Genomic DNA, 23,567 nt, shown 5'->3' with positions numbered 1-23,567 from the left:
GACCCCCGAAGAAACAAGGAGGCCGGTCCATGTTCCGGTCACGTGTGGTCACGCTCGGCGTGGCGGCGCTCGTCCTGACCGCCTGCGGCGGAAACGGCGCCGAGACGCAGAAGAAGAGCGAGCTGACCCTGTACAACGACAAGGGCGCCTGGACGAAGTACTTCGACGAGATGGGCGCCCTGTCCAAGCAGAGCATCGGCCTGGGCATGAAGCCGACGGGATACACGGACTCGGCCCAATACCAGGCGTTCATCAAGGCGTCGTTCCGCACGAACGTCAAGCCTGACCTGTTCACCTGGCAGACCGGGGGGATGCTGGAGGAGATCGTCAAGCAGAAGCAGGTGGCCGACACCACGGACATCTGGCAGCAGGCGATCCAGGCCGGCGACCTGTCGAAGGACCTCGCGCCGTACTACACGATCGACGGCAAGCAGTACTGCGTGCCGATGAACGTCGCGTACTGGGGCATGTTCTACAACAAAAAGATCTTCGACAAGTACGGCCTCACCGCGCCGAAGACGTGGGACGACCTGGTCAAGGTGGCCGACACGCTGAAGAAGAACGGCGTCAAGGCCTTCTACCACACCAGCGTGCTGTTCTCCTTCGTCTGGTTCGAGCAGCTCATGGCCGGCTCCGACCCCGACCTGTACGACCGCCTGGCCACCGGCAAGGCCAAGTACACCGACCCGGGCGTGGTCCAGGTGATGGAGAAGTGGAAGTCCCTCATTGACGCCGGATATTTCATCAATCCTGGCGACAAGACGGACCCGGGTGACGTGCTGAAGAACGGCAAGGCGGCGATGGTCTCCTTCGGCACCTGGTTCAACACCAGCATGAGCCAGCGCAACATGAAGCCCGGCGAGGATTACGACTTCTTCGTCATCCCCAACGTCAACCCCTCGCTGCCGAAGACCTCGATGATCTTCGAGAGCGGGCCGCTCTGCTCGCTGGCCAAGGGCGCCGACCCCGCCGCCAACCAGAAGTACCTCAAGTGGTGGACCACGCCGCAGGCGCAGGAGAAGTGGGCGACCAGCAGGGGAGACGTGAGCGCCAACCCCAAGGTGACCATCTCGGACAAGGCGCTCGGCACCGTCACGAAGGACGCGGGCAGCGGCCAGTACCGCCTGGTCAACCGGTACTTCGAGGCCACGCCGCCGCCGGTCCTGACGGCCGCGCTGGACGGGTTCGGCAAGTTCGTGACGGAGCCCGGCAGCTACAAGGAGGTCCTGGACACCATCCAGAAGGCGGCTGACGAGTACTGGAGCACGCATCAGTGAGCGAGGGAGCGCCGTCGCCTGGAGGAGCGGCGGGAGCGGAGCGACCAGAGCGGGGGAAGGCGGCGGCATTCGGGCGACCGAGCCCGCCGAACGGAGTGAGGCCATGAACACGCGTGCTCCCATACTTGGGCGGTTCGGGTTCGGGTACGTGGCGCCCGCCGTCCTGCTGGTCGCGGGGTTGCTCTACGCGCCGTTCCTGTGGACGGCCTACCTCAGCTTCACCCGCTACGACGGCCTGGAGCCGGCCCAGTGGATCGGCGTGCACAACTTCGGCAAGCTGCTCGACGACCCCGCCCTGCTCACCTCGATCCGCAACACGCTGCTCTGGGTCATCGGCACCATGGTGCTGCCCGTCGGGCTCGGCCTGCTGGTCGCGGTGCTGTCGTACGACATCAAGGGCGGCGTGTGGTTCCGGGTGCCGTTCCTGCTGCCGTACGCGCTGAGCGGCGCCGGCCTGGCCATGGTGTGGAGCCCGATCCTGTCGCACGACGGCATCGCCAACCAGCTGCTGGGCGTGGACACCGCCTTTCTGCAGGACGCGCCGGTCAACACGCTGGCGATGCTGCTGGTCTGGACGTGGCAGCAGCTCGGCGTCAACATGCTGCTGTTCGTGGTGGGGCTGCAGTCGATCCCGAAGGAGCCGATCGAGGCCGCCCGGCTCGACGGGGCCGGCGGGTGGCGGCTGTTCAGGTATGTCATCTGGCCGCTCATGAGGCCGCTGACGGCGGTCGTGGTCGGGCTCGCGCTGGTGGCCGGCCTGAAGACGTTCGACATCGTGTGGGTGCTGACGCAGGGCGGTCCGGGGCGCAACTCGGAGACGCTGGCGGTGACCATGTACAAGGAGACGTTCGTGGCCAGCGACTACGGCTACGGCTCGGCCGTCGCGGTGATGCTGACCGTCGTCACCGGGCTGGCGTCCTACCTCTACCTCAAGAGGCAGGTGGCCCAGTGATCCGGCGTGCCGTCCTGGTGGTGCTCGGGCTGGTCTGGCTCGGGCCGACGTACCTGCTGCTCGTGAACGCCGCGCGCCCGGCCGCCTCGTACGATCCGGGGCGGGCGTGGGCGCCCTCGTCCGACTTCGCGCTGTTCGAGAACTTCGCGCGGGCGCTCGACAGCGCCAACCTCACGCAGAGCCTGGCCAGCACCGCCCTCTACGCCGTCGTCTCGCCCCTGCTCGGAGTGATCATCGGGGCGCTGGCCGGGTACACGATCGTGGTGCTGCGGCTCCGGCACGGGTTCTTCTGGTTCATTCTGATCTTCGGCGGCACGGTATTCCCCTCGCAGATGCTGCTCGTGCCGCTGTTCGTCGGCTACAGCGACGCCGGCCTGTACGACAGCCGCCTCGGCATGATCCTCATCTACACGGCGATCAGCGTGCCGCTCGCCGCCTTCGTGCTGCGCAACTTCTACACTGGCGTAGCGTTCTCGATCTTCGAGGCGGCCAGGATGGACGGCGCCTCCACCTGGCGCATCTTCTGGGGCATCTACCTGCCGATCTCGCTCAGCGCGCTGACGGCGGTGTTCATCCTGGAGTTCACCTTCGTCTGGAACGACCTCATCTTCGGTCTGACCCTGACCCAGACCGAGGACGTGCGGCCGGTGATGACCGCCATCGCCGGCCTCATGACCGACGTGTACGCCGGGACGCCCGTGCCCGTCGGCCTGGCCGCGGGGCTCGTGGTCTCGCTGCCGACCGTCGTGCTGTTCCTCGCCACCCAGCGCCTCTTCGCCAGGGGCCTGTCTCTAGGGAGTGTTTGATGACGAGCCGGTTGCTCCAGCGGAGCCTGGGCAGTCCCGACTATGACGGGATCAGGCAGGCGCTGCGCGACGACACCTCGACACCGGTGATCAGCGTGCGCGGGCTGGAGGTTCGGGTCGCGGTGCTGCCTCTGTTCACCCACGACGGCCGGCAGGCGGTCAGGGTGTCGAGCACCGAGCCGCTGACGCACGTGCTGGTGGGCGTGGACAGCGCGTCGGGCAGCGACGTGACGCTGCTGGTGCCCGAGGTGGACGCGCCGCGCGTGCTCACGCTGGAGTGCCGCGACGACGCGGGAGTGGTCGGCACCGCGCAGGTCACGGTGACCCCGCAGCGCAAGTGGAGCGTGTTCGTCGTCCACCACTCGCACCTGGACATCGGCTACACCGACCCGCAGGGCACCGTGCTCCGCCACCACCTCGACTACCTGGACGCGGCGCTGCGGCTGGCCGAGGAGACCGCGTCCTGGCCGGACGACGCGAAGTTCCGGTGGACGGTCGAGTCGTCGATGCCGGCGCTGAAGTGGCTGGCCGCGCGGCCCGCCGAGATGGTGGAGTCCTTCGCGCAGAAGGCCCGCGAGGGCGTGATCGAGGTGACCGCGCTGCCGTTCCAGCTCCACACGGAGGCGTGCTCGACCGAGGAGCTGCACCGCCAGCTCCGTTTCACCACCCAGTTGGAGCAGAAGTACGGCTTCGCCACCAGGTCCGCCATGCACACCGACGTGCCGGGCGCGGTCGTCGGCCTGGTGGACGCGCTGCACTCGCACGGGGTGCGCTACCTGGCCGCGGCGCACAACTGGGCCGGTCGCTCCGTGCCCTACCTGCACGGCGGCGACAAGCTGACCAGGCCGTTCCGCTGGCGGGCGCCGAGCGGCAACGAGATCATCGTCTGGTTCACGGACACGCCGCACGGCATGGCGTACATGGAGGGCAACACGGTCGGGCTGACCGACTCCTACGAGCTGGCCGACGACCTGCTGCCGCGTTACCTGTCGGCGCTGGCCACGCGCGGCTATCCGTACGGGCCGGGGACGTTCGGCTGGCAGGGGCCGGACGCGCCGAAGGAGCCGTACGAGCTGGACGTGCTGCACCTGCGGGTGCAGGGCGCGCACGCCGACAACGCGGGGCCGTCGATCGTGCCCGCGTCGATCGCGCGCCGGTGGAACGAGCAGTGGGCCTACCCGCGCCTGCGCTCGGCCGTGAACAGCGACTTCTTCGAGCACGTCGAGGAGCGCTACCACGACCGGCTGGCCGTGCACGAGGGCGACTGGACCGACTGGTGGGCCGACGGGCTCGGCTCGGGCGCGCGCCCGCTCGGCTACGTGCGGCGGGCGCAGTCGGCCCTGCGGGTCGCCGAGACGCTGCACACGCTGGCCGGGGTGGACGCGACCGAGCAGGTGGACGCGGCCTACGACAAGGTGGCCCTGTTCAACGAGCACACCTGGGGCGCGGCCAACCCGTGGGAGGACGCCGAGGAGGCGGGCGACTCGGGCGGCCTGCAGTGGACGCGCAAGTCGTCCGGCGCCTACGACGCCCAGGACGACGCGGCCGACCTGCTGCACGCCGCGGTCCGCAGGTTCGGCGCCGCGCTGTCGGAGGCGGGCACCGAGGGCGGCGCGCTGGCCTCGTTCGCCGTCTTCAACCCCGGCACGTGGACGCGGACCGACGTGGTCCGCGCGTTCCTGCCGAGGGACGTGGTGGGCGTGGACGTGCCGATCGCGCTGGTGGACTCGCGGACCGGGGAGACGCTCCCGCACCACGAGGAGCTGGTGCACCCGGACGACTGGCCGACCCGGCCCATCGGGCGGCACGTCCACGCGGTCGTCCCCGGCGTGCCCGGCTACGGCTACGCCCGCCTCGACGTCGTGCCCGGCGTGAACCAGGCCCCCGAGCCGGTCGATCTGGACCTCAGCGGGGTGATCGAGAACGAGTTCTACCGGGTGGCCTACGACGTCCGCGAGGGCTACATCGGCTCGATCTTCGACAAGCGGGCAGGACGCGAGCTGGTCAACGGCGACGCGGCGGCCGGCTTCGGCCAGTACGTCTACGACCAGTACGCCACCGCCCCGCATTTCAACCATCTGTCGGGACACGTCGGAGCGCATGACCGCACGCTCCTCGGCGACCGGGCCATCGGCAAGGGCGCCACGATCACCAAGGTCCAGCGCACGGCCGTCGGCGAGAAGCTGGTCGTCGAGCTGCACGGCAAGGGCGTCGACTGGATCCGCACGACGATCGAGCTGCACGCCGGCGTGCCCAGGGTCGACCTGACCTACCAGCTCGCCAAGCAGGGCACCCCCGCCAAGGAGGCCGTCTTCCTGGCCTTCCCGTTCGCCACCGGGCCGGCCACCGCCTGGGAGCTGACCGGCGGCGTCGGCGGCCCCGGCGTGCCGCGCGTGCCCGGCTCGGCCGAGTACATGCTGCCGATCAGGCACTGGATCGCGTTCGAGGACCCCGAGCTGACCGTCGCCTGGGCCACGCTGGAGGCGCCGCTGGTGCAGCTCGGCACCATCCACATGCCGTACGCGCCGTTCCCGCCGACCCTCGACCAGGAGGACGGCACGGTCTATTCGTGGGCGCTCAACAACATCTGGGACACCAACTTCCCGGCCCAGCAGCAGGGCGAGACCACCTTCCGCTACGCCGTGACCTCTGAGGCCGGAGCCCAGGGGCGGCGGCTCGGCGCGGCGGCGGCCTCGGGGCTGACCGAGCCGTTCGTGGGCGCGCTCGTCACCGACAGCCCCGACGTCACCGAGACGTACGTGTCCGTCGACCACCCCGACGTGCTCGTCACGTCCCTCGGGAGGACGGGCGACGAGCGCGTGGTGCGGCTGCAGTCGCTGGCCGCCGAGCCGGTCGAGGTGACGGTCGGCCTGCCGGGCCTGCGCTCGGCCCGCGGGCTGGACGTGGTGGACGAGACGGTCAAGGTGCGGCTGCCCGCCTGCGGGGTGGCCGTTGTTTGGGGGACGTGTTCGTGAAGATCGTTGACATCAGGGCCACGACGGTCGCGGTCCCGCTGGAGGCGCCGCTGCGGCACAGCAACGGCGCCCACTGGGGCCGGTTCGTGCGCACGATCGTCGAGGTCGAGGCCGACAACGGGCTGGTCGGGCTGGGCGAGATGGGCGGCGGGGGCGAGAGCGCGGAAGCGGCGTTCCGGGCGCTCATGCCGTACCTGAAGGACCATGACCCCTTCCAGCTGGAGGCGCTGCGCTTCAAGATCGCCAACCCGACGGCCTCGCTCTACAACAACAGGACGCAGCTGCTCGCGGCCATCGAGTTCGCCTGTATCGACCTCATCGGGCAGCACCTGGGCGTGCCCGCGTACGACCTGCTCGGCGGGCGGATCCGCGACGCCGTGCCGTTCGCCTCGTACCTGTTCTTCCGGTACGCGGCCGAGGGCTACGGCGAGATCCGCACGCCCGACCAGCTCGTCGAGCACACCAAGCACCTCAAGGACGACCACGGGTTCACCGTGCACAAGCTCAAGGGCGGCGTGTTCCCGCCGGACCACGAGCTGGAGTGCTACCGGGCGCTGGCCGAGGCGTTCCCCGGCGACCGGCTCAGGTACGACCCGAACGCCGTGCTGTCGGTGGCCGAGGGGCTGCGCTTCGGCCGGGCCATCGAGGGGCTGAACAACGACTACCTGGAGGACCCGGTCTGGGGGCTCGAAGGGCTCAGGGCCATCCGCGAGCAGGTCAGGGTGCCGCTGGCGACGAACACCGTCGTCGTCAACTTCGAGCAGCTCGCCTCCAACGTCATGCGCAGGGCCGCCGACGTGGTGCTGCTGGACACGACGTTCTGGGGCGGCATCAGGCCGTGCGTGAAGGCGGCGGGGGTGTGCGAGACGTTCCAGCTCGGGGTGGCCGTGCACTCCTCGGGCGAGCTGGGCATCCAGCTGGCGACCATGCTGCACCTCGGCGCCGTGCTGCCGAACCTCACCTACGCCGCCGACGCGCACTACCACCAGCTCAGGGACGACGTGATCGAGGGCGGGAAGCTGGCGTACTCGGAGGGCGCCATCGCCGTGCCGTCCGGCCCCGGGCTGGGGGTGCGGCTGGATCCCGAGCGGGTCGCCCGCTACGCCGAGTTCTACCGGGAGACGGGCGGCTATCCGTACGACCGCGACCCCGGGCGGCCCGGCTGGTACGCCACTGTGCCGAACGAACGGTTCGCCGACCCCGCCGTGTCCCTTGATATAGCTCCATAATTGGGCGATATGTCGGAAGAAACCCAGCCGGCCTCGCCGGCTGACAACCTCGTCACCACCTCGCACACGCTGCCGTCCGGGCAGGCGTACACCGCCACCACCGGCACCATGGTGCTGCGCGAGGAGGTGATCGACGACGGCAAGTTCGGGGGCCTGCGGGCCAAGGCCGAGATGTTCGTCACCTCGTACACGCTCGACGGGGCCGAGCCGCTGAGCAGGCCGGTCACGTTCGCGTTCAACGGCGGCCCGGGGTCGTCGAGCGTGTGGCTGCACCTGGGCGTGCTCGGTCCGCGCCGGGTGGTGATGGGGGACGCGGGCGCGCTCCTGCCTCCCCCTTACGGGCTGGCCGACAACGAGGAGAGCCTGCTGAGCGTGAGCGACCTGGTCTTCATCGACCCGGTCTCGACGGGCTACTCGCGGGCGGCCGAGGGCGAGAAGCCGGAGCCGTACCACGGCTTCACCGGCGACATCGAGTCCGTCGGGGAGATCATCCGGTTGTGGACCACCAGGAACGGGCGGTGGATGTCGCCGAAGTTCCTGGCGGGGGAGTCGTACGGGACGGTCAGGGCGGCCGCGCTGGCCGACCACCTGCAGTCGCGGTACGGCATGTACCTCAACGGCGTGATGCTGATCTCCTCGGTGCTCGACTTCATCACCGGGGACTTCAACCAGGGCAACGACCTGTCCTACGCCCTCTATTTGCCGACTTATGCCGCTATTGCGCACTATCACGGGCTGCATGGCGACCGGCCGCTGGCCGACGTGCTGCGCGAGGCCGAGGCGTACGCCGAGCGCGACTACCCGTGGGCGCTGGCCCGCGGCAACCGCCTCACCGGCGAGGAGCGCTCGGCCGCCGTCTCCAGGGTCGCCGCGCTGACCGGGCTGAGCGCGGACTACGTCGACCGCGTGGACCTGCGGATCGAGCACATCAGGTTCTTCACCGAGGTGCTGCGCTCGCGCCGCCGGATCGTCGGCCGCCTCGACGGCCGGTTCACCGGCTGGGACCCCGACTCGGGGCGCGAGCACTTCTCCTCCGACCCCAGCATGAACGCGATCATGGGCCCCTACAGCTCCGCGCTCAACCACTACCTGCGCGCCGAGCTGGGCTACGCCAACGACCTGCCGTACGAGGTGCTCACGTCGCGGGTGCACCCGTGGTCGTTCAAGGAGTTCGAGGGCGCCCACGTCGCGGTGGTCGACAAGCTGGCCGACGCGATGCGGGCCAACCCGCACCTGCGCGTACACGTGGCCTGCGGCTACCACGACGGCGCGACGCCGTACTACGCCGCCGAGCACGCGTTCGCGCACCTGCCCGTGCCCGCGGAGCTGGCCGCCAACGTCGAGTTCAGGTACTACGAGGCCGGCCACATGATGTACGTCCACGAGCCGAGCAGGCTCCGGCAGTCAGCGGACCTGGCCGCCTTCGTGCTCGGCCAGCAGGGCTGAGGCGCGGGCGACGCGCTGTTTGAGGTTGTCGCGGAGCGCGGCGAAGCGGTCGGCGTTGTCCCGGACGACCGCCCGCTGGAGCTCCGCGTCGGCCGAGAACCAGGCAACCACCAGGCCCGACGACCACTTGCACATCGTGTCGGCGGTCGCGGTCTGCTTCTCTTCCTCGGTGACGGTCGGCTTGTCCAGGTCCCAGCGGCCGTCGGCGATGGCGGCCTCGGGAGCCGGATAGGAGTGGCCCGCCTGGCCCATGCACGTCTCCCAGCGCTTGGCGGCCGCCGTCACGGACGGATCCTTGGCGGCCTGCTCCAGCGTGAGCGAGTCCTGCAGGGACAGCCACGGCCAGTCGGCCTTCGCCGAGCCCTTGTCCAGGGTGAGCGTGGCCCGATCCAGGCAGCCACGGTCGGCGGCGGTGCCGTACAGGCGGTGCCGGGCGGGTTTAGGGAGCTTGCCGGCCCAGGCGCCCGTGGTGTCGGGCGAGGGCGGCCGGGCGAGGTGGTAGCCGTAGATCTTGGCCGCCTCGATGTCGGCGACGCCGTAACGGCGGGAGTTGCCGGGGTCCACCGCGGCGATGGCGGCGGCGTCCTCCGCGGGTGGGTCGATCGTGATGCCCTGCTTGCGCATGCACTGCACGACGAGTTGGTTGTGGGCGTTGCCCAGGACGGCCCGCTGCTCGGGAGTGGTCTTGTAGGCGTCGAACGGCAGCACCAGCTCCGACACCGAGGAGACGCCTTGCACCGGCGCTCGCGGCGCGGGCTCGTCGGCGGCGCAGGCCGTGACCGAGGTCAGCAGCAGTGCGCCCGCGAGGAGTCCGCGGCAGCCGGTTTCCGGCGGCCAAGCCCGGAAACCGGCACTCCCGTTATTGCTCAGCGGCACCAGATGTCGAGCGCGCTGGCGCGGTCGTCGTCGATGGCGTTGTTCGCCAGGAAGCCGTCGTTCGAGTTGTTCGTGAACGTGCTGTGGGCTCCCGTGTAGCCCGGGTGCTGCCAGAGCGTGGCGCTGCAACCGATGCGGTTCCTGATGGAGCTGGTGTCGTTGTCCATGGTCTCCCAGGAGTTGCTGAAGTCCCAGTTCAGCCAGTTGTTGTCGGAGAAGTCCGAGTCGTCCTGCATGAAGTCGCGCCAGTGGTCGGCCTGACCGCGGTTGTAGTCGAAGTCGGCGTACAGGCAGACACGACCGCCGTAGCAGGTCGAGCGGGGGCTGGCCACCGCTGCGGTGGCGGGCACGACCGCGGTGAACAGCGCGACCGCGGCGGCGATGCCGGCGGCCTTTCTCGATAGCCTCACAGGTCTCTCCTCGATCGTGAGTCGTTTCGACCTCGTAACCTAACGTGCATGATCGAACACGAGTCGCTACGACCCGCCGCACGATCAAGGGCTGCGCGCCCGGATCGGGTCGCGTGCCCGGCACGCCGAGGACCACTGCTATCAGTGGTACGACCTGCAAGTTCGTCGCGTTGACGCAACACTTGCCAGCTTTGGTGCGCCTCCAGGGGAACCTGTGGGCTATTCGGGAAGGGCGGCCGGATTCTGCGCCAGCAGGCCGCCGTCCACCCGGTGCTCGGCCCCGGTGATGAACGACGAGCGCGGCCCCGCCAGGAACGCCACCAACTCGGCCACCTCCTCGGGCCGGCCCACGCGGCCCAGCGGGTGGGAGCGGCCCCACTGCGCGACCTGTTCCTCCTGCGACAGGTCGCCCCGCCACAGGTCGGCCGCCCAGCGCAGCATCGGGGTGTCCACCGAGCCCGGGCAGACCACGTTCACCCTGATGCCGTCGGCGGCGTGGTCGAGCGCCATCGCCCTGGTCAGGCCGTTGAGCGCCGCCTTGCTCGCGGTGTAGGCGGCCACCTGCGCTTGCGAGGAGAACGCCTGCACCGACGACATGATCACGATCGAGCCGCCGCCGCGGGCCCTCAGCTCGGGGACGGCCGCCTTGCAGGTGAGGTAGACGCCCTTGAGGTTGATGTCGAGCACCTCGTCCCAGACCTCCTCCGGGGTGTCCTCGACCGTGCCGTAGCGCTGCACGCCCGCGCAGGTGACGACGATGTCGAGCCCGCCGTACCTGGTCACGGCCAGGTCCACCAGGTCGCGCATCTCGTCGGCCCGCCGCACGTCGGCGACCACACCGGTGACGCTCTTGGCGTCGAGCGCCGCGTCCTTGTCGACGCCGCAGAACACCACGGACGCCCCGCCGTCGGCCAGCCGGTCCACCACGGCCCGCCCGATGCCCATCGAACCGCCCGTGACCAGCGCCACTTTCCCGCTGAACTCGCTCATGCCAGAACCTCCGCGCGCAACCTCAACACCTTCGTCTCGTGCGGGCCCAGGACGAGGGCCGTGCCGTTGTCCACGGCGGCGGCCAGGCCGTCGGTCGGCATGCTGGAGAACGGCTCGAGCCCCAGCGTGTACGCCCGTCCCCACCAGGGATAACCGGTGGACGCGCCGAACTCCTGCCACATCCACAGGTACGGCAGGAGCGTCGCATCCCACTCCACCCGCATACCGATATCCCCTGAAATTTCGTACCAACCCTCGTCGAAGCCCGTCAGGTAGACGATGTCGCTCGGCGACCCGGGCTCCTGCACCACGCTCAGGTCGGTCTCGCCGCCGCCGTCGGCCGGGACGACGGGCCACTCCCACGGGCCGCCCGCCTGGACCCGCCGGCCCGCCGGATTTATCGCGCTTTGGTGGGGGATCACCTTGACGCCTTCCGGCAGCCTGATTCGGGCGCCGGGACGCAGGAACGGCAGGCCGTACACGATGTGCTGCCCCCACATGGCGTGCAGCGGGAGGCCGGCCTCGTTGGTGGCCCGGCCCTCGATCTCCAGCGCCGCCGTGCCCGACCTGAGCCTGAAGACCTTCTCCATCCGGTACGGCAGCCGCCGCGTCCGCACGCTGAGCCGTACCGCGACCTCCTCCTCGGAGTCGGCCACGACCTCGCAGTGCCAGGGCAGCCCGGAGACCTCCCCGTGCTGCGCCAGCCGCGCGCCCCGGTACTCGCTGGGCGCGCCGCCGTTCGGGAAGACCTCCTGCCAGCCGCCCTCGTAGTGGTCGATGAACTGGGCGACGTCGTCGGCCGCGCCCTGGAGGTGGTCGTGCGGGTTGCGCAGGCCCTGCGGGGAGAGCCAGACGAAGTCCGTGTCGGTGGGCTTGTGCAGGAACTCCACTACGTCGCCGCCCTTGTCCGGCACGACGGTCACGCGCAGCCGCTCGTTCTCCAGCACGACCGCCCGCAGCCCGTCGATCACGACGGGCCGCAGGCGGGCCGCCCAGTTGCGCCTCACTGGAAGGTCACATCCAGGAATCTCGGCCGGTAGATGGTCACGTCGCGGTAGTGGTCGGTGTTCACGAAGCTGTTGACGTTGTAGGAGACCACTAGACCGTTGCCCGCGACGTCGGGGTGCGCGTGGGCGTTGTAGGTGAAGATGTTCCCCTTGGTCTCGGGGGTCGTGTAGACGTGCTGCTTGCCGGTGAACGGGCCGAACGGGGAGCACGAGGTGTAGGCCACGATGTTGGGGCTCAGCACCTCCGTCGTGTCATGCGTGATCAGGACATATCCGGATCCGACCTTGGTGACGCTGTACTCGTTCGCGATGCCGCTCATGATCCGCGCCGAGTCGGCCTCGTCCGGGGACCAGGTGCCGTCCGCCTTCAGGAACTCCCACGTGCCCAGCAGGCTCTGCCCGCTGACCCTGGCGACGTGCATGTACTTGGGCGAGCCGAGGTCCTCGACGCCGTACACGTAGGTGTATCCGCCGTCCTTGAGGATCGCCGAGGCCCAGGACACGCCGTGCCCGGACGGCAGGTCGGTGACGCTGACGGGCTCGTTCAGCCGGCCCGGGGCGAACCTGGCCACCACGTTCCGGTGCCAGCGCCAGTCCCACGCGCCGGTGCCGTACCGCTCGTACTCCTGGTAGGTGACCTCCACGAGCCCGCCGGCCACCGTCGCGTCGCCGGCCCAGTACCAGTGGTTCTGGTCGCGCGGAGGCATGACGGCGGTCGGCGCGGCGGCGGTGCCGTCGTGGATCGTGGACAGCCTGCCGTTGCGCTCGACGGCGAAGGAGTTGTTCAGGAAGACCGTGTCCCCGCCCTCCCCGACCACGGGCGGGCGCGAGCCGTCGGCGTTGACCCGGCCGAGGAACGTGTCGGAGAAGATCCACAGCTCCTTGCCGTTCGGCAGCTTGACCGAGTAGGTGCCGTCGGCGCCCGTCCAGTCGTCCAAGCGGCTGTTGTCGTTGCCGTAGTTGGTGAAAAGGCTGGTCAGGCGGGCGTCGGTGGTGGTTGCCTTGACGGTCGGGCCACACGCGGCCTTCTGGGCGGCCGGTGACTGCTGTTGCTGGGCCACCGAGGGAACGGGTTTGGCCGGGGCGGCCCAGGCTTGCTGCGGTACGGCCGTCAGGCCGGCCAACGCGATGGCGAGGGGTGCTAAGGCGGAGCGGAATCGCGTCATCACTCGTCCTTGGGGAGGGAAGTTCCCTACAGTTCTAGTCATTAGATCACTTACTGTCTAGGGCCCTCTCACACTCGGCCGAATTGGACCGTTGGAGTTCGGAGGTGATCTCCAGCGGGCTGCACTAGGGTGATGGCTTCCTGAAATATCCGTATATATCCGTTATGGAGGTCATATGCCGGTCACTCGCCGAGAACTGCTTAAGGTCGGCGCCGGAGCCGCGGCGGCGGCCCTGGCGGGCACGGAGACGGCGGCGGCGGCCGCCTCCGCCTCCGCAGCGGGCCGGTTCGACCTGGCGGCGCCCGCCACCCAGCTGATCTGGAAGAAGGCGCTGTACGACGAGACCGTGCTGCAGTCGTTCGCCTTCGACAACACCAACGGGCACATCTACCTGGCCCAGCTGAAGAACGGCTCGGGCTCGGCGGCGGCCGGAGATCTCTGCGTGACCAAGCTGAGCCTGTCCGGATCGGTGCTCGGCCACATGTACCTCAAGGGCTTCGGCCACGGCGTGCAGATCGGCGTGGAGCCGTCGGGCGGCTCCGCCTACCTGTGGACGGAGACCGACGCGGTCGCCGACGGCTCGGGGAACGCGTGGGGGCGGCGGCTGGCGAGGTTCAAGTTCGTCAACGGCCAGACGCTCACGACGTCGTCCTCGGCGCTCACCAAGTACACCTTGATCTCGGGCGCGACCAGCACCACGTGCGCCATCGACCCGTCCACCAACCGGCTGATCATGCGCTGCCGGGTCGACGGCCAGGCGCGGTTCGTGGCGTACTCGCTGGCGGCGGTCAAGGCGGGCACGGCCACGAAGCTGTACGACGTCGCGCAGCCGTCCGGCCTGGGCGTCTTCCAGGGGTACACGGCTTACGGCGACTACCTCTACCTGCTCGACGGCACGGCGTACGGCACCGCCAACCCCCCGCCGGGCAACACCTACATCACCTGCGTCGACCTGCGCACGGGCGCCAAGGTCCAGCGCTCGCTCAGCCAGGCGGGCAAGTCCCTGGACTACCGCGAGCCGGAGGGCATGGCCATCCAGATCGTCTCGGGACGGCCCCGGCTGTGCCTCGGCCTCGCCTCCGGCACCGCGGGCGCCCGCAAGGCCAGCATCTTCTACAAGTCCGCCCTCATCTGAGAAACAGGCCGTCTTCGCGGCGGCGGAAAACGAATGGCGCGACAGTAGGCGGACATACACTGCGGGTATGAGCGCGATGCGTGAAGAACTTCACTCGCTGGTCGATCAGCTCCCCGATGATCGGGTGCAACCGGTGATCGCGCTCGTCCGTGAAAATCTCCTGGCGAGCCGCCGGATTCAGGCGGCCGCGGCCTTGGAGAGGATCCGGGACAGGATGCGCGGCGTGACAGGTGTCGACGAAGAACTGGACCAGCTTCGGGAAGGGTCTCGTGGCTGACGCCTACCTCGTCGACACCAGTGTGTTCCTGCGCTGGTTCGTTGATCAGCCTGGCTACGAGCATGCCCGGGAGATTCAGGACGCGTTTCTCCGCGGGCGGGTCGCGTTGGAGACGGCCCTTCTACGCGGTGTGGCGTCCAGCTGATCGGCGGAAAATGTGGTGACCGCGTCCGAAGGGGCCGGTAGCCTGCCGGGATGGGCCACGTCGAAGTAGGACATCTCACGTACGTGCTGCCCGACGGGCGGCCCCTGCTCAACGACGTGTCCTTCCGGATCGGCGAAGGCGTCAAGGCGGCGCTCGTCGGGCCCAACGGCGCGGGCAAGACCACGCTCATGCGGCTGATCGCCGGTGACCTCCAGGCGGTCGACGGCAGCGTGGCGAGCTCCGGTGGGCTGGGTGTGATGCGGCAGTTCATCGGCAGCGTGCGCGACGGGAGCAGCGTGCGCGACCTGCTGCTCGGCGTCGCCCCGCCGGCGGTGCGCGCGGCGGCCGAGCGGCTCGACGAGGCCGAGCTGGTCATGATGGAGCGCGACGACGAGAAGACGCAGATGCGTTACGCGCAGGCCATCAGCGACTACACCGACGCGGGCGGCTACGACATCGAGGTGTTGTGGGACACGTGTACGGTGGCCGCGCTCGGCGTCCCGTACGAAAGGGTGAAATATCGGGAAGCGTCCACGCTGTCCGGCGGCGAGCAGAAGCGGCTCGTCCTGGAGGCGCTGCTGCGCGGCCCCGACCAGACGCTGCTCCTCGACGAGCCCGACAACTACCTCGACGTCCCCGGCAAGGAGTGGCTGGAGCAGCAGCTCAGGGAGACGCCCAAGACCGTGCTGCTGGTCAGCCACGACCGCCAGCTCCTGGCGAACGCGGCCGACCGCATCGTGACCGTCGAGTCCGGCAACATCTGGATCCACGGCGGCGGGTTCGGCACGTACGCCGAGGCCCGCAAGGCCCGCAACGAACGCCTCGACGAGCTGCGCAGGCGCTGGGACGAAGAGCACGCCAAGCTCAAGGCCCTGGTCAACATGCTCAAGAACAAAGCGAGATACAACGACGGCATGGCCGCCCCCTATCACGCCGCCCAGACCCGGCTGCGCAAGTTCGTGGAGGCGGGCCCGCCCGAGACGCCCCCCAACGACCAGAACATCAAGATGCGCCTCAGGGGCGGCCGCACCGGCAAGCGCGCGATCACCTGCGAGGCGCTCGAGCTCACCGGTCTCATGCGCCCGTTCGACCTGGAGGTCTGGTACGGCGAGCGCGTCGCGGTGCTCGGCTCCAACGGCTCGGGCAAGTCCCACTTCCTGCGCCTGCTGGCCGGCGAGCCGATCAACCACGAGGGGGTCGCCAAGCTCGGCGCCCGCGTGGTCCCCGGCCACTTCGCCCAGACCCACGCCAGGCCCGACCTGCTCGGCCGCACCCCGGTCGAGATCGTCATGACCGAGCACGCCAAGCTCAAGAACGAGGCCATGAAGACGCTGGCCCGCTACGAGCTGGCGGGGCTGATCGCCGAGCAGCGGTTCGACACGCTCTCCGGCGGGCAGCAGGCCCGGCTGCAGATCCTGCTGCTCGAACTGTCCGGGGCCACGTTGCTGCTGCTCGACGAGCCGACCGACAACCTCGACCTGGCCAGCGCGGAGGCGCTGCAGGTGGGTCTCGACGCGTTCGACGGCACGGTTCTGGCGGTCACCCACGACCGCTGGTTCGCCGCCGACTTCGACCGCTACCTGGTCTTCGGCTCCGACGGCACGGTCTACGAGTCGTCCGAGCCGGTTTGGGACGAGGCCAGGGTCGTACGTCCCCGTTAAAGAGTTGGTACGCCTGGCGCGTGTCCTCTGCCAGCCGTACCCATGCACGGGTTATCACGGCAAAGTGATCCCGCGCAGCCGAACCGTCAGCCTGCTCGCACTCTGCGCACTCGGGGCGATCTGCCTCTCCGGGTGCGCGAGCGAGAAACGACCCGTGCAAGAGCTCAAGCCCCTTGCGCTCAAGGAGCAGGTCTCCAATATCGTCAAATCCGCCGACGGGTACGCCGTCACCTGGGCGGGCGTGCTCAGCAACGCCAACCCGTGGCACTTCGGCGAGCACGTGGTGGCCACGATCGTCGGACACGACGCCAAGGGCACCGAGGTGGTCAGGATGGACCAGCCGCTCGACGCCGTGCCGCCGGGCGGCTCGCTGGCCTTCACCGGCCAGGCCACCGCTTCCGAGAAGCCGGCGAAGGTGACGATCCAGTACCGTCCCGCGCGCTGGCGGGCGGCGGCGCGGATCCCTTCCGCGTTCCAGCGGTTCCCCGTGAGCCGAGTCCAGACATTGCCCCAGAAAGACGGCTCATACCTTATTACTGGATATGTCGGTAACCCCTATCAAATATCGGCCAGCAGCCTCGTCGTGAACGCGCTGCTGCGCGACAAAGAGGGCAAACTTCTCGGCGGCGGGAGCACATTCGTGGACGATGTCAAAACCGGAAGCCCGCCGCGATTCATCCTCACCGTGTCAGGGCTGCCCCAAGGGACAAAGGTCGCCAGGACCGACATCACGGCCCGGACCTGGGGCTCGACCGGCCGCCCCTACGAGGAGCTGGCGCTCGCCGGCGCCGCGCCGGTCCACACCGTCAAGCCGGTGACCGAGCCGTTCCCGATAGACCGGAACACACAGGTCGTGTCGGAACATAAACAATGAATTAGGTAAAATCCAAAGGCGTTCTCATACCGACACCCGAAAGCGGTAGAACTACTAGTTACCAATCAATTACCTTCGGTCATATGAATGACCGCGTCCTGGTCGAAGCCCTCCGCGCCCGTGACCCGGGCGCGCTCGCCGCGCTCTATGACACGTACGCGGAGAGCGTCTACCGCTACTGCTGGTCCCTCCTGCTGAACGCGGACAGCGCCCAGGTGGCGCTCCGCGACACCCTCATCGCGGCGGAGGCGCACGCGGGCGCGCTGGCCGACCCCGACAGGCTGCGCACCTGGCTGTACGCGCTGGCCCGCGCCGAGTGCCTGCGCCGCCGGGCCGCCGCGCCGCCGGGGCCCGCCGAGGCCCTGGCCAAGGCGCCGCCGCCGCACGACGCGGCCGACGCCGACCTGCGGGTCATGGCCTGGAACGCCGTCCAGAGCCTGCCCGTCGCCGACCGCGAGGCCCTGGAGCTCACGCACCGGCACTCGCTGCCCGCGCCCGAGCTGGCCCAGGTGCTGGGGACGCGGCAGGTCGAGCAGGTCCTGGAGGGGGCGCGCGAGCGGCTGCGCGACGCGATCACCGCCGAGATCCTCGCCTTGAAGGGACCGTACGACTGCCCGCAGCGGGCCGCGATCCTGACCGGGTTCTCCGGCGAGCTGACCCAGGAGATGCGCGAGAGCCTGATCCGGCACCTGCGGCGCTGCGAGACCTGCGCGCCCCACCGCACCCGCGAGGTGTCGCCCGCCAAGGTCTTCGACCTGCTGCCCCAGCAGACGCTGCCGGACGCGCTCCGCCTGCGGGTGATGAGCTGCTTCGTCGACCCCGAACTCCTGCCGTACCGCCGTTACGTCGCCAGACGTACGGGCAACCTGGGCGCCGCCGGATTTCCCGTTCCCGCGGACAAGAACGCTCGAAGGTGGCCTAAGGCGCTGGCAGGCGCGCTGGCGGCGGTCGCGGCCGTGGTGGCGATAGCGCTGATCCTGCAGCACGCCGATACCGAGGGGAGCGGGGTGTCGGGGGTGGCGACGGCCGCGTTCCCGGCCACGGGCGAACCGCCCGCCATCCGCCTGCCCTGGCGCTCCGACCCCCCGGACGTGGTGGTGACGGGCGATCCCGTCCTGGACAGCAGGACCACCCGTCCGATCAGCGTCACCGGCGTCCCGATGCTGGTGCAGTCCGTCGCACCGGTCCGCGACCCCGTACGCTCCTCGCCGGTGGGTCACACGCCCTCCTCCCGCGACCCCTCCGGCCCTCCTCAGACCCCCGACTGGGAACCCCCGACGTACATCCCCCCACCTTCACCGGCCCCGCCGACGCACCGGCCACCGGCAGGCGGCCCGCCCCCCGACAACCCGCCACCCTCAGTCCCCAGCACCCGCACCCCGTGCCCCACTCCGACCCCCACCCCAGCCCAAACCCCGACCCAGACCCAGACCCCCACCCCACCGGCAACCATCACCCCCACCGACGCCCCCTCACCCACCACCACCGCCGGCTGACCCACGACCCTGTCGCCCTCCTCATCCTGGCCCGCCTGAATCCGCATGCGGCGATCACGTTACGTGAGTGAATTGCCGGGAACTGTGTGCATAGAGTAACCATGTGTTTCCGGGGGGACCAATGCGCGCATTCCGGGCCGGGCTCCTCGTGTGCTGCCTGGTCGTCGCTCTCTGCCCGCCCGTCGCGGCCGACCCTGTCCCCTCCTCACGAGAGGTGCGCAAGGCCCGCCAGGCCGCGCGGGACCGTTCGAGAGAGCTGGGGGCGGCCAGTGCCCACCTGGCCACGGCGCAGTCGCGGTTGGACGGGATGGCGGCCGCGGTGGAGCGGCTGGTGGAGGCGTACAACGGCGAGCTGGTCAGGCTCCAGCAGGCCGACCAGACCTACGCGCAGGCCAGGGCGCGGCTGGCGTCGGCGGACGCGGAGGTCGAGCGGGCCAGGCGGGCCGTCGCGCTGCTCGCGGTGGAGAGTTACGGCGGGCTGGGGCTGACGACCCCGGTCGTCAGCATGCTGGTCGATCAGGGCGACAGGGCGGAGGTCCTGCACAGAGCGAGCCTGCTGGCGCAGATGCGGAGCGAGCAGGCGGCGATACTCGACAGCCTGCGCGACGCGCAGGAGGTGGCCGCCATCCTGCGCACGCAGGCCGCGAACGCCTACGCCGCGCACCGGGTCCTCACGGAGCGGGTGGCGCTGGCCAAGACAGTGGCCGAGCAGGCGGTGGCCCGGCAGCGGCAGGAGACGGCGGAGCTGCAGGCTCGTACGGTGGTCCTCCAGCGCCGGGTGGACGCGGCGCGCACCCGCGCCGAGCTGCTGGCCAGGCAGCGGGCCGCGTCACTGCAGAGCATGGCCACGGGGGGCTCGGCCATGGGCGACGTGGCGGCCGACTGGGCGCTGACCCAGCTGGGCAAGCCGTACGTGTGGGCGGCCGCCGGCCCGGATACGTACGACTGCTCAGGGCTCGTGATGCGGGCCTGGGAGAAGGTGGGCATACAGCTGGACCACTGGACGGGCACCCAGTGGACGTCGGGCCCGCACGTGCCGATGGACCAGCTCAGACGGGGCGACCTGCTGTTCTTCGGCTACGTCAGCAGCGATCCGGGCACCATCCACCACGTCGGGATCTACGTCGGCAACGGTCAGATGGTGCACGCGCCGCAGACCGGCGACGTCGTACGGGTCGCCTCGATCTGGCGCGGGGACCTGGTGGGCGCCACCAGGCCCCGCTGAGGGGGTCAGTGGTGACCCTCCTCCTTGGCCCGGCGGAAGGAGCGCTCGATCTCGGCCTCGGCCTCGATGCGGCCGACCCAGTTGGCGCCCTCGACGGACTTGCCCGGCTCCAGGTCCTTGTAGACCTCGAAGAAGTGCTGGATCTCCAGGCGGTCGAACTCCGACACGTGGTGGATGTCCTGGATGTGGTGCATCCGCGGGTCGGTCGAGGGGACGCAGAGGACCTTGTCGTCGCCGCCCTTCTCGTCCGTCATCCTGAACATGCCGACCGCCCGGCAGGTGATGTAACACCCGGGGAAGGTCGGCTCCTGCAGCAGCACCAGCGCGTCCAGCGGGTCGCCGTCCTCGCCGAGGGTGTTCTCGATGAAGCCGTAGTCGGCGGGATACTGCGTGGAGGTGAACAGGAGCCTGTCGAGCCTGATCTTCCCGGTCTCGTGGTCCACTTCGTACTTGTTCCGATTCCCCTTCGGAATCTCAACGACGACGTCGAACTCCACCGCGGTCCTTTCTCATGGGCCGATTCCGCTTCACCGGGCAGTGCCTGGTTCGGCTTCGTCTCCCGCACTCAAGCCCCCGGGAACCCCCGGTTGGGCGTTAATGTCTCGTAGGCGAACACAGGAGAGAGGCAGACGACGTGGCGCGGCACGACCGGTGGGTGATGTTGACCACTCTCGCCGTGCTGCAGGCCCTGACGATCGTCATCGGCGTTTACGCGATGACCACCGACTTCAGCCTGGGCGCGTTGACGAGGCAGTCTCCACCGACCAAGCCGACGGCGTCCCCGCCGGAAGGGTCTCCCTCCGTCCCCGTGGTCACCTCAGGGCCTGTGCTGGCCCAGCTTTCGGTGAAGTCAGGGGGCGGACCTCTCCCGACTAAGGGTACTTTGACGCGCCAGCTCACCAGTGCCCTGGGTGACGAAGCGCTCGGCTCCCACGTGGGCGCCGTGGTGCTCGACGCGGCCACCGGCGAGCGGATCTTCGCCGCCAACGCCGACACCCCCATCGTCCCGGCCTCGACCACGAAGATCGTCACGTGCTCCGCGGCCCTCGCCTCCCTCGGCCCGGACACGCGGCTGTCCACCAGGGTCGTCCAGGGCGCGAAGCCGGGCACGGCGATCCTGGTCGGGGGCGGCGACCCGATGCTGGCCGGCCCGTCGGCCAAACCGACGTACCCGAAGCAGGCGTCCCTCGCCACCCTGGCGGCCCGCACGGCCGCCACCCTCAAGTCGCAAAACCTTCGAAAAATCACCCTTTCGTACGACACCTCGTTGTTCGTCGGTTCGCCGATCGCGCCCGGCTGGAAGCCGAACTACGTCCCGGACGGCGAGGTCGCGCCCGTCTACGCCTTGACCATCGACGAAGGCCGCCAGAATCCCCGTTTCCACCGGCCCCGGGTCTCCAACCCGCCCCAGTACGCCGCCGCGGCGTTCGCCAAGTTGCTGGCCAAGCAGGGGATCACGGTCTCCAGGTCCGTGAAGCCCGACAAGGCCCCGGAGGGCGCCCCCGAGCTGGGCCGGGTGGACTCCGCCCCGCTCTACTCCCTCGTCGAGCACACGCTCACCCGAAGTGACAACGACATGGCCGAGGCCCTGGCCAGGCACGTGGCCATCAAGGAAGGCCAGGAGGCGTCGTTCGAAGGGGGCACCAAGGCGGTGGTGGCGGTGCTCCAGCGGCTCGGGGCCGCGTCGGGGATCTCGCTCTCCGACGGCAGCGGCCTGTCCATCCGCAACCGCATCAGCCCGAGCGCCCTGGCCAAGCTGATCGCCATGGCCGGCTCCACGAGCCAGCCCAACCTGCACGCCGTCGCCTCCGGCATGCCGATCGCGGGCTTCTCCGGCACGCTGGGGAACGGGCGGCGGTTCACGGGGAGTGACAGCAGGGGGCAGGTCGGGCTCGTACGCGCCAAGACCGGCACGCTGAACAACGTCAACACGCTGGCGGGCATGGCGACCACGAAGGACGGGCGGCTGGTGACCTTCGCGTTCATGGCGGACCGCGTCCCGGCCACGGCCGAACCCGTACTCGACCGCCTCGCCGCCACCGTGGCCCGCTCTTGATCGCCGGGTTTATGGCGATCCTTCGGATCGCGGCTCAGTCGCTGGGGTCCGGTGTCTTCCCTCGTCACTCGGTCGCTTCGCTCCCTCCCTCCTCAGTCCAGACACCGGCGCTCCTTCGCGTGCTCATGGCGATCCTTCGGATCGCGGCTCAGTCGCTGGGGTCCGGTGTCTTCCCTCGTCACTCGGTCGCTTCGCTCCCTCCCTCCTCAGTCCAGACACCGGCGCTCCTTCGCGGGTTGGGCATCGAGCACGTACGGTGGACGGTATGCAGGTGATCGACTGGGATCTGGCCGTCACGACCGGCACGCGCCTGGTGCGCCCCGGTCCTCAAGTGAGCCGGGAGGAGGCCAGGCAGGCCGTCGCCGAGCTCCGTACCCTGTCGCGTGAGGCCGAGGGCCACGTACGCGAGTTCACCAAGATCCACGCGGAGGCCGCGCCGCAGGCCGCGACCATCGTCGACCGGCCCGGCTGGATCAAGGCGAACGTCGAGGGCTTCCGTGTGGTGCTCGAGCCGTTGACGGAGCGCATGGGCAGCGCCGACAACCAGCCGCCCGCCATCGTCACCGCCGTGGGCTCCCGCATCACGGGCGTCGAGGTCGGGGCCGTCCTGGCCTTCCTCGCCTCGCGGGTCCTCGGGCAGTACGAGCTGTTCCTCCCGCCGGACCCCACGGGCCAGGAGCCCACGGGCCGGCTGACGCTCGTCGCCCCCAACATCGTCCACGCCGAGCGCGAGATGGGCGTCGACCCGCACGACTTCCGCCTGTGGGTGTGCCTGCACGAGGAGACGCACCGGGTGCAGTTCACGGGGGTGCCGTGGCTGCGCGAATACGTCCGGTCGCAGATGACCGAGTTCCTGCTCGCCTCCGACCTCGACCTGCCCACGCTGCTCGAACGCCTCCGCAACGCCGCCGACACGGTGGCCGACGTGGTGCGCGGCGGGGAGGGCAACCTCATCGACGCCATCCAGTCGCCGGGCCAGAAGGAGATCCTCGACCGCCTGACGGCCGTGATGACCCTGGTGGAGGGGCACGGCGACTACGTCATGGACGCGGTGGGCCCGTCCGTGGTGCCCTCGGTGGGCGATATCCGCGCCAAGTTCGCCCAGCGCCGGGAGGGCGGCTCCCGCCTCGACCGTACGGTGCGGCGGCTGCTGGGGATCGACCTCAAGATGAAGCAGTACGCGGAGGGGTCGGCGTTCGTGCGGAAGGTGGTGGACCGGGTGGGGATGGATGGCTTCAACAAGATCTGGACCTCTCCCGAGACGCTTCCGACGACGCCGGAGATCTCCGACCCGGACGCCTGGATCAGCCGCGTCATCGGCACCCCAGCCCTCCCAGCCTGACCCGCCCGGCCCGCCTGCCAGCAGGCCGACCGCGCGCTGCGACGGGCTCACCGCCCATGAACAGCCGGTATGCGGGTGCCCTCGGTGGGCGCCCGCATGACCAGCGCAGCCGGTTACCGGCGGGCGGCCTGCTGGCAGGCGCAGGCCACGCGGCGGCGCAGGCCACGCGGCGGACGGCCGGCGGCGGAGGGCACGCGGCGCAGGCCACGCGGCGGACGGCCG

General features: G+C 69.8%; 21 protein-coding genes. 15 read left to right on the top strand and 6 right to left on the bottom strand.

What is annotated here, in order from left to right:
- Positions 1–29 precede the first annotated feature (29 nt).
- The 6 genes from H4W80_RS34230 to H4W80_RS34205 all read left to right on the top strand — a co-directional run bounded on the left by H4W80_RS34230 (position 30) and on the right by H4W80_RS34205 (position 8,685).
- Positions 30–1,277 carry an ABC transporter substrate-binding protein gene (locus tag H4W80_RS34230; RefSeq protein ID WP_192788856.1) on the top strand — a complete coding sequence of 416 codons (1,248 nt, stop codon included), beginning with the start codon at positions 30–32 and terminating at the stop codon, positions 1,275–1,277.
- Positions 1,278–1,380: 103 nt separating this feature from the next.
- Entirely contained in the window at positions 1,381–2,229 is an 849-nt protein-coding gene (locus H4W80_RS34225) for a carbohydrate ABC transporter permease (RefSeq protein WP_192788855.1), read from the top strand.
- On the top strand, positions 2,226–3,035 hold the full coding sequence (locus H4W80_RS34220; RefSeq protein ID WP_192788854.1) for a carbohydrate ABC transporter permease: 810 nt from the start codon (positions 2,226–2,228) through the stop codon (positions 3,033–3,035). Before H4W80_RS34225 ends, H4W80_RS34220 begins: the two co-directional genes overlap by 4 nt.
- A complete protein-coding gene (locus tag H4W80_RS34215; protein WP_192788853.1) occupies positions 3,035–6,010 on the top strand; it encodes a glycoside hydrolase family 38 N-terminal domain-containing protein in 2,976 nt (991 codons plus the stop codon). Before H4W80_RS34220 ends, H4W80_RS34215 begins: the two co-directional genes overlap by 1 nt.
- The gene (locus tag H4W80_RS34210; RefSeq protein ID WP_192788852.1) at positions 6,007–7,239 is read left to right on the top strand and encodes an enolase C-terminal domain-like protein; all 1,233 of its coding nucleotides are present in this window, start codon (positions 6,007–6,009) and stop codon (positions 7,237–7,239) included. Before H4W80_RS34215 ends, H4W80_RS34210 begins: the two co-directional genes overlap by 4 nt.
- A 9-nt stretch (positions 7,240–7,248) precedes the next feature.
- A complete protein-coding gene (locus H4W80_RS34205; RefSeq protein WP_192788851.1) occupies positions 7,249–8,685 on the top strand; it encodes a S10 family peptidase in 1,437 nt (478 codons plus the stop codon).
- Here H4W80_RS34205 and H4W80_RS34200 read toward each other — a convergent pair.
- The 5 genes from H4W80_RS34200 to H4W80_RS34180 form a co-directional block, all read right to left on the bottom strand.
- Positions 8,644–9,405 (bottom strand): hypothetical protein, encoded by a 762-nt coding sequence (locus H4W80_RS34200; protein WP_192788850.1) that lies wholly within the window; start codon positions 9,403–9,405, stop codon positions 8,644–8,646. The two genes, H4W80_RS34205 and H4W80_RS34200, sit on opposite strands and share 42 nt — an antisense overlap.
- A 146-nt stretch (positions 9,406–9,551) precedes the next feature.
- Positions 9,552–9,971, bottom strand: coding sequence for a peptidase inhibitor family I36 protein (locus tag H4W80_RS34195; RefSeq protein ID WP_192788849.1), 420 nt, complete (start codon positions 9,969–9,971; stop codon positions 9,552–9,554).
- Between the two features lie 219 nt (positions 9,972–10,190).
- A complete protein-coding gene (locus H4W80_RS34190; protein ID WP_192788848.1) occupies positions 10,191–10,961 on the bottom strand; it encodes an SDR family NAD(P)-dependent oxidoreductase in 771 nt (256 codons plus the stop codon).
- Positions 10,958–11,968, bottom strand: a complete 1,011-nt coding sequence (locus H4W80_RS34185) for a DUF4432 family protein (protein ID WP_192788847.1) — start codon at positions 11,966–11,968, stop codon at positions 10,958–10,960. The genes H4W80_RS34190 and H4W80_RS34185 overlap by 4 nt, the downstream gene beginning before the upstream one ends.
- Positions 11,965–13,134 (bottom strand): DUF4185 domain-containing protein, encoded by a 1,170-nt coding sequence (locus tag H4W80_RS34180; RefSeq protein WP_192788846.1) that lies wholly within the window; start codon positions 13,132–13,134, stop codon positions 11,965–11,967. Before H4W80_RS34180 ends, H4W80_RS34185 begins: the two co-directional genes overlap by 4 nt.
- A 175-nt stretch (positions 13,135–13,309) precedes the next feature.
- On the opposite strand from H4W80_RS34180, the gene H4W80_RS34175 reads away from it, so the two are divergent.
- The 7 genes from H4W80_RS34175 (at position 13,310) to H4W80_RS34145 (ending at position 19,947) form a co-directional block, all read left to right on the top strand.
- Complete coding sequence (locus tag H4W80_RS34175) at positions 13,310–14,269, top strand: phage baseplate protein (protein WP_192788845.1); 960 nt, start codon at positions 13,310–13,312, stop codon at positions 14,267–14,269.
- 67 nt (positions 14,270–14,336) lie between these two features.
- Entirely contained in the window at positions 14,337–14,546 is a 210-nt protein-coding gene (locus H4W80_RS34170; RefSeq protein WP_192788844.1) for a hypothetical protein, read from the top strand.
- Positions 14,539–14,691, top strand: coding sequence for a hypothetical protein (locus tag H4W80_RS34165; RefSeq protein ID WP_192788843.1), 153 nt, complete (start codon positions 14,539–14,541; stop codon positions 14,689–14,691). Before H4W80_RS34170 ends, H4W80_RS34165 begins: the two co-directional genes overlap by 8 nt.
- A 50-nt stretch (positions 14,692–14,741) precedes the next feature.
- Positions 14,742–16,352, top strand: a complete 1,611-nt coding sequence (locus tag H4W80_RS34160) for an ABC-F family ATP-binding cassette domain-containing protein (protein WP_192788842.1) — start codon at positions 14,742–14,744, stop codon at positions 16,350–16,352.
- 64 nt (positions 16,353–16,416) lie between these two features.
- Positions 16,417–17,226 (top strand): hypothetical protein, encoded by an 810-nt coding sequence (locus H4W80_RS34155; protein ID WP_192788841.1) that lies wholly within the window; start codon positions 16,417–16,419, stop codon positions 17,224–17,226.
- A gap of 83 nt (positions 17,227–17,309) precedes the next feature.
- Complete coding sequence (locus H4W80_RS62970) at positions 17,310–18,722, top strand: RNA polymerase sigma factor (protein ID WP_192794448.1); 1,413 nt, start codon at positions 17,310–17,312, stop codon at positions 18,720–18,722.
- A gap of 121 nt (positions 18,723–18,843) precedes the next feature.
- Positions 18,844–19,947: a C40 family peptidase gene (locus H4W80_RS34145; protein WP_192788840.1), complete on the top strand. Its 1,104-nt coding sequence runs from the start codon at positions 18,844–18,846 to the stop codon at positions 19,945–19,947.
- A 5-nt stretch (positions 19,948–19,952) separates the two neighbouring features.
- On the opposite strand, the gene H4W80_RS34140 is transcribed toward H4W80_RS34145, so the two are convergent.
- The gene (locus H4W80_RS34140) at positions 19,953–20,444 is read right to left on the bottom strand and encodes an inorganic diphosphatase (RefSeq protein ID WP_185069348.1); all 492 of its coding nucleotides are present in this window, start codon (positions 20,442–20,444) and stop codon (positions 19,953–19,955) included.
- Between the two features lie 386 nt (positions 20,445–20,830).
- Here H4W80_RS34140 and dacB point away from each other — a divergent pair, with 386 nt between their 5' ends.
- On the top strand, positions 20,831–22,003 hold the full coding sequence (gene dacB, locus H4W80_RS34135; protein ID WP_225963815.1) for a D-alanyl-D-alanine carboxypeptidase/D-alanyl-D-alanine endopeptidase: 1,173 nt from the start codon (positions 20,831–20,833) through the stop codon (positions 22,001–22,003).
- 265 nt (positions 22,004–22,268) lie between these two features.
- Positions 22,269–23,345: a zinc-dependent metalloprotease gene (locus tag H4W80_RS34130; RefSeq protein ID WP_192788838.1), complete on the top strand. Its 1,077-nt coding sequence runs from the start codon at positions 22,269–22,271 to the stop codon at positions 23,343–23,345.
- Positions 23,346–23,567 lie beyond the last annotated feature (222 nt).

It is taken from the genome of Nonomuraea angiospora, assembly GCF_014873145.1.
GTDB lineage: Bacteria > Actinomycetota > Actinomycetes > Streptosporangiales > Streptosporangiaceae > Nonomuraea > Nonomuraea angiospora.
The sequence above is the reverse complement of the archived record's forward strand: the minus strand, read 5'-3'. Positions and strand labels throughout refer to the sequence as shown.